The organism is Bradyrhizobium vignae, from assembly GCF_900324035.1.
Taxonomy (GTDB): domain Bacteria; phylum Pseudomonadota; class Alphaproteobacteria; order Rhizobiales; family Xanthobacteraceae; genus Bradyrhizobium; species Bradyrhizobium vignae.
The window spans coordinates 3,708,537-3,720,608 of sequence record NZ_LS398110.1 but is presented as its reverse complement, the minus strand read 5'-3'; the positions used below and the strand labels follow the sequence as shown (position 1 = coordinate 3,720,608).

Annotated in this window: 13 protein-coding genes; 1 reads left to right on the top strand and 12 read right to left on the bottom strand. The window is 65.2% G+C overall.

Features of this window, described 5'->3' with window-relative positions; all coding sequences use genetic code 11:
* The first annotated feature begins 230 nt into the window (after positions 1-230).
* On the top strand, positions 231-1,217 hold the full coding sequence (locus BRAD3257_RS18110; RefSeq protein WP_122402941.1) for a Bug family tripartite tricarboxylate transporter substrate binding protein: 987 nt from the start codon (positions 231-233) through the stop codon (positions 1,215-1,217).
* A gap of 121 nt (positions 1,218-1,338) precedes the next feature.
* Here BRAD3257_RS18110 and BRAD3257_RS18105 read toward each other — a convergent pair whose 3' ends face one another.
* The 12 genes from BRAD3257_RS18105 to BRAD3257_RS18050 all read right to left on the bottom strand — a co-directional run bounded on the left by BRAD3257_RS18105 (position 1,339) and on the right by BRAD3257_RS18050 (position 12,017).
* Positions 1,339-3,459 carry a sodium-translocating pyrophosphatase gene (locus BRAD3257_RS18105; RefSeq protein WP_122402940.1) on the bottom strand — a complete coding sequence of 707 codons (2,121 nt, stop codon included), beginning with the start codon at positions 3,457-3,459 and terminating at the stop codon, positions 1,339-1,341.
* A gap of 235 nt (positions 3,460-3,694) precedes the next feature.
* The gene (gene thiL / locus BRAD3257_RS18100) at positions 3,695-4,696 is read right to left on the bottom strand and encodes a thiamine-phosphate kinase (protein WP_122402939.1); all 1,002 of its coding nucleotides are present in this window, start codon (positions 4,694-4,696) and stop codon (positions 3,695-3,697) included.
* Between the two features lie 153 nt (positions 4,697-4,849).
* A complete protein-coding gene (nusB, locus tag BRAD3257_RS18095) occupies positions 4,850-5,347 on the bottom strand; it encodes a transcription antitermination factor NusB (RefSeq protein WP_100232645.1) in 498 nt (165 codons plus the stop codon).
* A gap of 4 nt (positions 5,348-5,351) precedes the next feature.
* Complete coding sequence (ribH, locus tag BRAD3257_RS18090) at positions 5,352-5,843, bottom strand: 6,7-dimethyl-8-ribityllumazine synthase (protein WP_122402938.1); 492 nt, start codon at positions 5,841-5,843, stop codon at positions 5,352-5,354.
* Between the two features lie 126 nt (positions 5,844-5,969).
* Complete coding sequence (locus tag BRAD3257_RS18085; protein ID WP_122402937.1) at positions 5,970-6,593, bottom strand: riboflavin synthase; 624 nt, start codon at positions 6,591-6,593, stop codon at positions 5,970-5,972.
* A complete protein-coding gene (ribD, locus tag BRAD3257_RS18080; protein WP_122402936.1) occupies positions 6,593-7,741 on the bottom strand; it encodes a bifunctional diaminohydroxyphosphoribosylaminopyrimidine deaminase/5-amino-6-(5-phosphoribosylamino)uracil reductase RibD in 1,149 nt (382 codons plus the stop codon). Before ribD ends, BRAD3257_RS18085 begins: the two co-directional genes overlap by 1 nt.
* Entirely contained in the window at positions 7,738-8,220 is a 483-nt protein-coding gene (nrdR, locus tag BRAD3257_RS18075; protein WP_011087793.1) for a transcriptional regulator NrdR, read from the bottom strand. Before nrdR ends, ribD begins: the two co-directional genes overlap by 4 nt.
* A 15-nt stretch (positions 8,221-8,235) precedes the next feature.
* Positions 8,236-9,534, bottom strand: coding sequence for a serine hydroxymethyltransferase (glyA, locus tag BRAD3257_RS18070; RefSeq protein WP_122402935.1), 1,299 nt, complete (start codon positions 9,532-9,534; stop codon positions 8,236-8,238).
* Between the two features lie 254 nt (positions 9,535-9,788).
* Positions 9,789-10,010, bottom strand: coding sequence for a hypothetical protein (locus BRAD3257_RS18065; RefSeq protein WP_122402934.1), 222 nt, complete (start codon positions 10,008-10,010; stop codon positions 9,789-9,791).
* Between the two features lie 37 nt (positions 10,011-10,047).
* On the bottom strand, positions 10,048-10,281 hold the full coding sequence (locus BRAD3257_RS18060; RefSeq protein WP_122402933.1) for a hypothetical protein: 234 nt from the start codon (positions 10,279-10,281) through the stop codon (positions 10,048-10,050).
* Between the two features lie 196 nt (positions 10,282-10,477).
* A complete protein-coding gene (gene ldtR, locus BRAD3257_RS18055; protein ID WP_122402932.1) occupies positions 10,478-10,996 on the bottom strand; it encodes a transcriptional regulator LdtR in 519 nt (172 codons plus the stop codon).
* Positions 10,997-11,519: 523 nt separating this feature from the next.
* Positions 11,520-12,017 (bottom strand): DUF6163 family protein, encoded by a 498-nt coding sequence (locus BRAD3257_RS18050; protein ID WP_122402931.1) that lies wholly within the window; start codon positions 12,015-12,017, stop codon positions 11,520-11,522.
* Between the last annotated feature and the right edge of the window lie 55 nt (positions 12,018-12,072).

The following is a 12,072-nucleotide window of genomic DNA, read 5'->3' as shown; positions in this document are numbered from 1 at the left end:
TCGCGATATTTTCGAGCGAGGTGGATATCGGTTCGCGTCATCGTGCGCGCACCAATTCCGCTGCAAGGTAAATGGCTCGATCTCTGCGGCTTCGTGCCACCCTCCGCGCGGCGCTTGCCGTCGCGCGCGACTTGCAGCCGCACGAGCGGTTCCGTACCGTCCCAGCAAAGCAAGAAGCAGGGAGCGGATTCGTGCCCAATAAAACTCAGAACACATTTCAGAACACTTTCTTGTCCCGCCGTCGCGTGCTCGCCGGCGCTGCCGGCCTTTCGGCCGCAGCGATCCTGCCGCGATCGAGCCTCGCCGACTGGAAGCCCACCGAAAACGTCCGCCTCATCGTGCCGGCTGCGGCCGGCGGCTCGACCGACGTGATGGGCCGGCTCCTTGCAGCACATCTGCAAACCGCCTGGGGCCAGTCGGCGGTCGTGGAAAACCGCTCCGGCGGCGGCGGCACGATCGGCACGGCTGAGGCCGTGCGCGCCAAGCCGGATGGACACACCATCCTGATCGGCAACCCGGGGCCGAACGCGATCGCCTACAGCATCTTCAAGAACCTCACCTACAAGCCGGACCAGCTGCAGCCGGTGTCGAACATGATCCGGATCCCGAACATCGTCTCGGCGCATCCGAAGACCGGCATCAAGTCGGTCCCCGAGCTGATCGCGTACCTGAAGGCCAATCCGGACAAGCTCAGCTACGCCTCCTCCGGCGTCGGCCAGAGCCCCCACCTCACCGGCGCCTGGTTCCTCCAGCTCACCGGCCTGAAGATGACACACATCCCATTCCGCGGCGCCGGACCCGCGCTGCAAGCGGCGCTCGCCGGCGACATCCAGATCCTGTTCGACAATCTCTATCCGAGCCTGCCTCAGGTGCAGAACGGCACGCTCAACGGCCTCTGCGTCACCACGACCGAGCGCAGCGACCTCGCGCCGAACCTGCCGACCATGCGCGAGAGCGCGCCGGAATTGGCGAACTTCGACGTCTCGTCCTGGTTCTCCGTGTTCCTGCCGAAGGGGGTCTCACCCGAGGTGCTCAACGCGCTCAATCTCCAGGTCAAGGCGATGCTGGAGCGCGACGACATCAAGAAGCAGATCGCCGCGATGGGCGCCCGCGCCGACTACGGCACCCCGCAGCAGTTCGCCGCCTTCGTGGAGGCCGAGACGAAGAAGTTCGCCGGCATCATCCAGAAGGAAGGCCTGCAGATGGATGTGCAATAGCGTTCACGCGAGCGCTGCTGCCTCCTTCGTCATTGCGCAATGACGAGGTGAGAGCATCCAACCCATCAAACAAAACCCCGCGGCTCGCGCCGCGGGGTTTCGTCTTTCCGGCTTCCGCCGCTCAGTGCGCCAAAATCGCCAGCAGCAGCAAGGCGACGATGTTGGTGATCTTGATCATCGGGTTCACCGCAGGTCCCGCCGTGTCCTTGTAGGGATCGCCGACGGTGTCGCCGGTCACCGCCGACTTGTGGGCATCAGAGCCCTTGCCGCCGAAATGACCGTCCTCGATGTACTTCTTGGCGTTGTCCCACGCGCCGCCGCCCGAGGTCATGGAGATCGCGACGAACAGGCCCGTCACGATCACGCCGAGCAGCATGGCGCCGACGGCGGAGAACGCGGCCGACTTGCCGGCCGCGCCGCCGCCCGCGATCGCATAGATCACGAAGTAGACGACGATCGGCGACAGCACCGGCAGCAGCGAGGGGATGATCATCTCCTTGATCGCAGCGCGGGTGAGGAGGTCAACCGCCTTGCCGTAGTCCGGCTTGTCGGTGCCCTGCATGATGCCCGGCTTCTCGCGGAACTGACGGCGCACCTCCTCGACGATCGCGCCGGCCGCACGGCCGACTGCGGTCATGCCCAGCGCGCCGAACAGATACGGCAACAGGCCGCCGAACAAGAGGCCCACGACCACATAGGGGTTGTTGAGCGAGAAGTCCGGATTGACGCCGGCGAAGTAGGCGTGCTGCGCGCTGTCCGCTACGAAGAACTTGAGGTCCTGGTTGTAGGCCGCGAACAGCACGAGGGCACCGAGACCGGCGGAGCCGATCGCGTAACCCTTGGTCACTGCCTTGGTGGTGTTGCCGACCGCATCGAGCGCGTCGGTCGACTTGCGCACCTCCTTCGGCAGGCCCGCCATTTCTGCGATGCCACCGGCATTGTCGGTGACGGGGCCGAAGGCGTCGAGCGCGACGATCATGCCGGCCAGTGCCAGCATGGTGGCAGTCGCGATCGCGATGCCGAACAGGCCGGCGAGGCTATAGGTGACGAGGATACCGGCGATGATCACGATCGCGGGCAGCGCGGTCGCTTCCATCGAGACGGCGAGACCCTGGATCACGTTGGTGCCATGGCCGGTGACCGAGGCCTGCGCAATCGACTTCACCGGACGGTAGTCGGTGCCGGTGTAGTATTCGGTGATCCAGATGATCAGCGCGGTAACGACGAGGCCGACCACGCCGCACTCGAACAGCGCCATGCCCGTGTAATCGACGCCCTCGAGCTTGCCGAAGCCGATCAGGTAGTAGATCACCAGCGCGATGCCGATCAGCGACAGGATGCCGGTCGCGATCAGGCCCTTGTAGAGCGCGCCCATGATCGACTGGCTCGGCCCGAGCTTGACGAAGAAGGTGCCGATGATCGAGGTGATGATGCAGATGCCGCCGATCGCGAGCGGCAGCGTCATCATGTTGGCGAGGATCGGCGTCTTGGCGAAGAAGATCGCCGCCAGGACCATGGTGGCGACCGCGGTCACCGCATAGGTCTCGAACAGGTCGGCGGCCATGCCGGCGCAGTCGCCGACATTGTCGCCGACGTTGTCGGCGATGGTCGCCGGGTTGCGCGGATCGTCCTCGGGAATGCCGGCCTCGACCTTACCGACGAGGTCGCCGCCGACGTCAGCACCCTTGGTGAAGATGCCGCCGCCGAGACGGGCGAAGATCGAGATCAGCGAGGCACCGAAGCCGAGCGCCACCATGGCGTCGACGACGGTGCGGCTATCGGGCGCGAGCTTCAGCGAGTGGACCAGGAAGCCGAAATAGAGGGTCACGCCCAACAGCGCGAGACCGGCAACCAGAAGTCCGGTGATGGCGCCCGCCTTGAAGGCGAGCTCGAGGCCGCCGGCAAGCGACGTCGTCGCAGCCTGGGCGGTGCGCACATTGGCGCGGACCGAGACGTTCATGCCGATGAAGCCGGCCGCTCCCGACAGGACCGCGCCGATGGCAAAACCGATCGCGACATAGACCCCGAGGAAATAGGCAAGGAGCACGAAGATGACGATGCCGACGAGACCGATCGTGGTGTACTGGCGCCGCAGATACGCCTGTGCGCCTTCGCGCACTGCGCCCGCGATCTCCTGCATGCGCGGCGACCCCGCATCCGCGCCCAACACCGAAGACGTCGCCCAAATCGCGTAGACGACGGAAAGCACTCCGCAGAGCACTATCAACCATAATGCTGTCATGTGATTTTTGCCTCAGATCCTTGATGTACCCCCGGCGCCTTTTGTTGTCCGTCGTGCGGTGCGGCGCCTTGATTTTGAACAAAGCCGCCCCCTTGCCCTGAGGGGCGGCTCCAGTCGGTTGCGAGCTTGCCAAAATCAAATTGAGGGTGCAACGCCGGATAAGGCCGAAATCGCCGATCTCGGCAGGTATTTAGGACCAAGTGCTGCGAACTAAGATGCCGGTTTGGCGCAATTCCTAGAAGTGGCTGTAGGACAGCCGCGTCAAGAGCAGTTCCTGGCCCTGCCCGTCCAGGAAGCGCGGCCGCTCGTGCCCCTCCACGATCGTACCGATCGCGGTCACGGCAACGCCCATGGCTTGCCCCGCCGCAATCAGCGCGTCGCTTTGCGCGGGCGGAACGGTGCACAGCACCTCGTAGTCATCGCCCCCCGCGAGCAGCGTCTCGACGCGAACGACGTTGCCGGCGAGCAGGCCGGCTGCCGCGGCCGAGAGTGGCACGCTTGTCACATCGACCGAAGCCGAAACCTCGGACGCTGCACAGAGTTTGGTCAGGTCACCAGCGAGGCCGTCGGAAACGTCCATCGCGGCGGTCGCATGATCGCGCACCGCTCGCGCCAGCACGTTGCGCGGCTGCGGCACCCGATAGCGTGAGATGAGAAAATCCCGTGCAGCGGGATCGGATGTCAGCGCGCCGGCAGCGGCGCCGCCTCTGAGCACGTCCAGGCCAAGCGCGGCATCGCCGATCGTCCCTGTCACCAGGATGCGGTCGCCCGGCCTTGCGCCGGTACGGCCGATCATCCGCCCCCGAGGCACACGGCCGAAGGCTGTGATCGAGATCATCTGCGGACCCGGCGTCGACACCGTGTCGCCGCCGAGCAGAGGACAAGCGAAATTCTTTGCGTCCTCGCCCAGCGCGTCCGCAAAAGGACGGAGCCAGGCATCCTCCTTGCTGCGCAATGCCAGCGTCAGCACGAAACCTGCCGGCAACGCGCCCTTGGCGGCGAGATCGGACAGGTTCACCCGCAGCGCCTTGCGCGCGATGGTGTCAGGCGGATCGCTGGCAAGATAATGCACGCCCTCGACGACGGCGTCGGTGGTGACGACGATGTCCTCGCCGGATGAGGGCAGCACCGCAGCGTCATCGACCAGCCCGAACGCGCCGGGGTCAGTCGCCAGCGGCTTGAAATAGCGCGCGATGAGGGAGTCTTCGCCGGAAGCTTTGTTCTTGTCCTGCGTCACGATAGCAGACCCGTCATTCTGAGGTGCGAGCCCTTGCGAGCCTCGAAGGATGGCCGGCCGAGGTGTTGCCTCAGCGGCACGCCGCCGCCCTTCGAGGCCTCCGCTTCGCTCCGGCACCTCAGGTGACGGCTACGGCGGAAGTCATCGCCTCAATTACCCCCGCCCGAACTCGTCACCACGAAACTGGCGGCCGATCTGGTCGAGCACGGCGTTGACCATGCCCGTCTCCTCGCGGTCGACGAAAGCATTGGCGACGTCGACATATTCGGAGACCACGACGCGGCCCGGCACGTCCTTGCGGTGCTGGAGCTCGTAGGCACCCGCGCGCAGCACCGCGCGCAGGATGGCTTCGATCCGCTTCAAGGGCCAGCCCTTCGACAACGCCTCGTCGATCAGCGGATCGAGCTTCTTCTGGTCGCGCACGACGCCGGAGACGACGTCGCGGAAGAACGCGGCTTCAGCCGGCAGGTACGTGTCGCCCTCGACCTCGTTGCCCAGCCAATGGCTCTCGAACTCGGCGAAGATATCGTTGATGCCGGCGCCGGCGATGTCCATCTGGTACAGCGCCTGCACGGCGGCGAGCCGCGCCGCGCCGCGCCGGTTTGCTTTCTTCTCTGGAGTGCCAGCCGGCTTCTTGCTGTTGTCGGCCATGGCTTCAGGCCCGTGCCAGGCGGCGTTTGATGCGCAGCATCGCCAGCGCCGCGCGCGCGGCGTCGCCACCCTTGTTGAGCTCGCTGGCGCGCGCCCGCGCCCAGGCCTGGTCCTCATTGTTGACGGTGAGGATGCCGTTGCCGAGCGGCAGCTTTCGCGTCACGGCGAGGTCCATCAGCGCGCGCGAGGATTCCTGCGACACGATCTCGAAATGAATGGTGTCGCCGCGGATCACGCAGCCAAGCGCGATCACCGCGTCATAGGGCTTGCCGTTCGCCGCCGCGGCATCGACCGCGATCGCGACTGCCGCCGGGATCTCCAGCGCACCGGGAACCGTGATGACGTCATGCGTCAGGCCGGCTGCCTTCAGCTCGGCCACCGCGCCTTCGAGCAGCGCGTCCTGGAGATCGTCATAGAACCGCGCCTCGACTACGAGCGCGCGCGCGCCGGAAATGTCGGTCTGGTCCTTCAGGGGTGCGCGCCGCGCGTCTGCCATCGTTCAATCCGTTCTACTGGGTCGGCGCGTTATGTAGTCGCCGCAGGCGGGTAAGCCAAGTTCAAAAGGGCACCGTCATTCCGGGGCGGCTCGAAGAGCCGAACCCGAAATGACAGCAAGCGCCGGTCACTTCATTTCCGTCAGCCGCGCCGCGTAGCGGGCCATCAGGTCAACCTCGATGTTGACCTCGTCGCCCGCCTTCCAGCCGCCGATGGTCGTGACATCAAGCGTGTGCGGGATGATCAGCACCGAAAAGGTCACGTCTGCAACCGTATTGATCGTGAGCGACACGCCGTCGAGCGTGATCGAGCCCTTGGTGGCGATGTACCGCGCCAGCTCCCGCGTCGTCGAGAGCACGAAGCGCGCCATATCAGGCAGGTCCTCGCGGCTGACGATGGTGGCGATCCCGTCGGCATGGCCGGCGACGATGTGGCCGCCGAGTTCGTCACCGATCTTCAGCGCGCGCTCGAGATTGAGCTTCGTCCCCACCTTCCAGTGCTTGGCGGTCGTCAGCGCCAGCGTCTCGGCCGCGGTATCGACGTCGAACCAGGTCCTTTGCTTAGAGTCCCTGCCGTCGGCAACGCCCGAGGCAACCACGGTCAGGCAGACGCCGTTGCAGGCGATCGAGGCACCGTCGGCGATGGTGCTCTGATCGTAGCGGCAGGCGATGCGCAGGCGGTGCAGCTGCCCCTGCGCCGTTGGCGTGAAGCTGACGATCTCGCCGATATCGGTGACAATGCCGGTGAACATTACGCGCGCTCGTAGATGGTGAGAGTATCCTTGCCGAAGGTCTCGCTAGCATGAACCTTGTAGGCCTGCGACTGCGTGATTTTCGACAGGGGCAATGCATCGAGCGCATCGACGCCGCCTTCGCCCACCGCTTCCGTGCCGCGGAACAGCCAGATCTCGTCGACGAGATCGGCCGCCATGAACGAAGCCGCAACACGGCTACCCCCCTCGACCATCAGCCGCGTGATGCCCTTCTCGGCCAGCGCATGCAGCACGGCCGGAAGATCGAGCCCGGACGCACCGCCCCGAGGCACGCGCAACATTTGCGCACCGGCCGCGCCAAGCCGCATGGCAGCAGCAGCCTCGGCGAGCTCGGAACCAACCACCCAGAGCGGCGTCTCGCGCGCGGATCGCACGAGCCGGCTCGATGCGGGAATGCGCAGGCTCTGATCGAGCACGATACGCACCGGCGAGCGCGCCGCCATGCCAGGCAGCCGGCAGGTGAGAAGCGGATCGTCCGCCAGCACCGTGCCGATCCCGACCAGAATGGCATCGCTCTGCGCGCGCAAGAGGTGCACGCGATCGCGCACGGCCTCGCCCGTGATCGCGACCGGCTTGCCGCCTGCCGCACCGATCTTGCCGTCAGGCGAGATCGCGAGCTTCAAGATCACATGCGGGCGCCTGTCGCGGATGCGACGGAAATGGCCGGCATGATCGAACGCGGCCTCCGCCGCGCACAAACCGACATCCACATTGATGCCGGCCGCGCGCAGGCGCGCATGGCCCTGGCCTGCGACTTCAGGATTGGGATCCTCGATCGCCGCGACCACACGCTTGATTCCCGCTGCAATCACCGCGTCGGCGCAAGGGGGCGACTTGCCGAAATGCGAGCACGGCTCCAGCGTGACGTAGAGAGTGGCGCCCCGCGCGGCCTCGCCCGCGCGCCTTAGCGCTTCAGGCTCGCCATGCGGCCGTCCTCCGGGCTGCGTCCAGCCGCGGCCGATGATGATCCCGTCCTTGACGATGACGGCGCCCACGGCCGGATTGGGCCAGGTCCGCCCCTGCCCGCGCTTACCCAGCGCCAGCGCCAGCTGCATGAAGCGCCGATCGGCATCCCTGGCCTCGCGCGCCTTCTGCGCGAACTGATCCTCCAGGATGCGGAAGATCATTTGCGGATCGCGGCGAGCCGCGCTTCCTCCTCACCGGAGAGCTCGCCGAGCACGTCGGCGAAATCCTTGGCCTCGCGGAAATTGCGGTAGACGGAGGCAAAGCGCACATAGGCGACGTCGTCGAGCGTGCGCAGATGCTCCATCACGGTCTCGCCGATCACCTCCGAGGAGATCTCGGCCTCGCCCCCGGTCTCGAGCTCGCGCACGATGGTGGAGACCATCTTCTCCACCCTTTCAGGCTCGACCTGCCGCTTGCGCAACGAAATCTGCACCGAGCGCATCAGCTTGTCGCGGTCGAACGGCACGCGGCGGCCGTTGCGCTTGATCACCGTGAGTTCGCGCAGCTGCACGCGCTCGAAGGTGGTGAAGCGGAAATTGCAGGCGACGCACACGCGCCGCCTGCGGATCACGGACGAGTCCTCGGTCGGACGCGAGTCCTTTACCTGCGTATCGAGACTGTTGCAGTTCGGGCAGCGCATCCGCTTGGCCTTGCCTTACTGGTAGATCGGGAACCGATCGGTGAGCGCCTTGACTCGTTCCTTGATCGCAGCTTCCACCAGCGGCGCCTTGCCGTCGGAGGACTGCGCGATCGCGTTGAGGACCTCGGCGATCATGCCGGCGACCTGCTGGAATTCGGCGACACCGAAGCCGCGCGTGGTCGCAGCCGGCGTGCCGAGCCGCAGGCCCGAGGTGACGAACGGCTTTTCGGGATCGAACGGAATGCCGTTCTTGTTGCAGGTGATGGCGGCGCGGACCAGCGCCTTCTCCGAGACGTTGCCCTTCAGGCCCTTCGGCCTGAGGTCGACCAGCATCAGATGGTTGTCGGTGCCGCCGGAGACGATGTCGAACCCGTGGCTCTTCATCGCCTCGGCCAGCGCCTTGGCGTTCTCGACGACGTTCTTGGCATAGACCTTGAAGTCCGGACGCAGCGCCTCGCCGAAGGCGACCGCCTTCGCCGCGATCACATGCATGAGGGGACCGCCCTGGAGGCCCGGGAAAATCGCCCCGTTGAGCTTCTTGGTCAGCGTCTCGTCATTCCACAGCATCAGGCCGCCGCGCGGACCGCGCAGGGACTTGTGCGTCGTGGTGGTGGTGACGTGGGCATAGGGCACCGGCGAAGCATGTACGCCGCCGGCGACGAGGCCGGCGAAGTGCGCCATGTCGACCAGGAGATAGGCGCCGACGCTGTCGGCGATCTCGCGGAAACGCTTGAAGTCCCAGGCGCGCGAATAGGCCGACCCGCCGGCGACGATCAGCTTCGGCTTGACCTCTTCGGCCTGCTTGGCCACCGCATCCATGTCGATGATCTGGTCCTCGCGGCGCACGGTGTAGTGCGCGGCCTTGAACCACTTGCCGCTCATGTTGACGGGCGAGCCGTGGGTGAGATGGCCGCCGGCGGCGAGATCGAGACCCATGAAGGTGTCGCCGGGCTGAAGCAGCGCCAGAAACACCGCCTGGTTCATCTGGCTGCCGGAGTTCGGCTGCACGTTGGCGAAGTTGGCACCGAACAGCTTCTTGGCGCGATCGATCGCGAGGTTCTCGGCGACGTCGACCCACTCACAACCGCCGTAGTACCGCGCGCCCGGATAACCCTCCGCGTACTTGTTGGTCATCACCGAACCCTGCGCTTCCAGCACGGCCCGGCTGACGATGTTCTCGGAAGCGATCAGCTCGACCTCATGGCGCTGCCGGCCGAGCTCGCCCTTGATGGCGGCGGCGATTTCCGGATCGGCCTTCTCGAGCGAGGCGGTGAAAAACGAATCGGGCGCGGAGGCGGTTTTGGGTGCGGTCATCTTGCGAATATCTCCACCGCCGGAGCCTTTTGGCGGGCTACGGGCGTGTCTGGTGTGGCGGTCGGAAGCACGCGCGATCTACCACATCGCCCGCAACAGGCCAAGCATTTGCGGGTGGGGCCTGATATTTATGCAAGATATGGGGGATTGGAGGTTCTCATCCCGAGATCGGTTCCGGGGAGCCGCTCCTCGGGGACCAGGGCCGCTTTGGCCTCATTCCTCGCAAACGGCAACCCGGCGGAGCCGGCGTCGTTTCACAGCCCGGTATACCCCGCCTTGACCGGGTCCACGCTGCCGTCGAGCTGGCGCAAATAGGTCAGACCGCAGACCGTCAATCTGTGCGGGTCCGTCTCGCCCGCTTCCATCAGGGTATTGAGGTAGTTCGTCACCTTTTCCCGCGCCTCCTCACTCGCCGCCGCGGTGCGGTTGGCGAGCAGGTCATAGGTCTGCATGATGCGGTCGACGGCGGCTTCCATGGCACCCTCTGGTTTGTCGCTAATTTGGGAGTCTTGATCAGGCAACCGCTCTGGCCTCGGTCTGCTGGAACTTGGCGATTGCCTTGTTCGCCAGCCTGATCTTGTTGAATTCGCCTTGCTGGAGCAGCTTCACGATGAGGCCGAGCAGGCGTTCGTCGGTGACCAGCGAGTCGGGGATGGCGCCCGAACGGCGAAGGAAGTTCGCGGCAATGGCGTAGGCCTTGCTCACGAGTTCTACGTTCGTGGCCTGAAGCCCGCGCTCGACCAGCATCGACGTTTCTCCGATCCGAAGGAGATAAGCGCCCGGCCCGGAACTGGTTCCTCGTGCCCGGGACATTTTTTCGCAGGTGCAAAATATGGAACGCGCCGGTCCGAAATCCGGGCCGGCGCGCTTGGGGGAAGTCAGGCACGTTCGGGAGGCTTGCCGGTCTTGTTGCGGGCCGGCTTGGCCTTGATCCCTTGGAGACTCAGAGGCGATAGAGGATCTGGTCGGTCCAGAACCGCTCGAGGCGGTGCAGCGACTTGTTGAGCGTCGCAAACTCGTCGCCGGAGATGCCGCCGACCTGCTCGACCGTCTTGACGTGCTTCTGGTAGAGCGCCTCGACGATACGGCGGACTTCCTGGCCCTGCGGGGTCAGGCGGATGCGCACCGAGCGGCGATCGACGCGCGAGCGCTGATGATCGAGGAAGCCGAGCTCGACGAGCTTCTTCAGATTGTAGGAGACGTTGGAGCCGAGATAGTAACCGCGCGTGCGCAGCTCGCCCGCGGTCAGCTCCTTGTCGCCGATGTTGTAGAGCAAGAGCGCCTGCACCGAGTTGATGTCCGCACGGCCGCGGCGATCGAATTCATCCTTGATGACGTCGAGGAGCCGGCGATGCAGCCGCTCCACCAGAGTCAAAGCTTCCAGATAGAGCGACTGCACCGAGCCCTGCTGGCCGGAGACGCGCTCTGCGGTATCTGCCGCAGTTGCGACGGCTTTCATCATGACACTTCCCCTGTTGTCGTTTTTATCGACACTTATTCGACGAAACTTGTGTCCCGTCTGATAGGTGCAACTTAAGGGGCGCGTTTGAAGATCGGCTTAAATAAGAGAATAAAGAGATCATGAATTTAAGACAGTGAATTGCGGATTAAGCCTGTGCCACAAGCACTTTTCGCAACCGTCTGTTGACCTTCGCAAGGTCCTGTTCACCCTCCGTCCGCCGTTGTTGTCGCATTCCAGAACAGCCCCGCCCCGTTTCGAAACGAGCGCGTAACAGCTGTGGCGGAACCGGCTGGTCAATGAAAACTTACCGCAAATTTTAGGCAACCAACGGTCAACCAAGCGCAACACTCTCATGTCCCGGACAGGATGCAGCGCGCAGCGATGCATCGCGGAGCCGGGACCCATATGTTGCAAGATGGGACCGCGGTGAGATGGGGCCCGGCTCTGCAGCGCATCACGTCGCAAGAGCGCCACGCTGCATTGCGTCCAGGGCGCGAGACCGTTGTGCGAGCGGCGAGGCCGGCTACGGCGGCCGTTCGCGCGCGGCCATCCAGGCGAGCGCCAGATACGCGGCAAGCATGAAGACCTCGACGCCGACCACGGCGAGGCTGCCGCCGTAGATTCCCGGGAACATCAACTCGATCACCGCCATCGACACCACGGTCGTCAGCCACACCACCGCGCCCCAGGGCGTCGCGAGCCACAGGCCGACGGCGGCGACAAGCTCGATCACGGCGAAGTAGACGGTCGCGGCCTGCCAGGCCATCGACTGGTTCTCGAATGCCTCATCCTCGCCGCCGACAAAGCCAGTCACCTGCGCCCAGTGATAAAGGCCCTTGAGGATCGAGAGCAGCGCCATCACCCGCAGGAACAGCACGAGCCGGCGGGTCCAGACATTGTCGTCGGACTCTGAGCGCTCCGATGAGATCGCCGCCACCGACAATGCGCTCTCTCTGGCATTGTCTCGGGCGCCGTCCCTGGCGCTGTCGCGGGTCGCATCGCGGGTGGAGATCTCGGACATGGCCCCTTCTGGCTGCTTCGCCCCACAAAATCAATCGGCTGCCATCCCTTGCGGC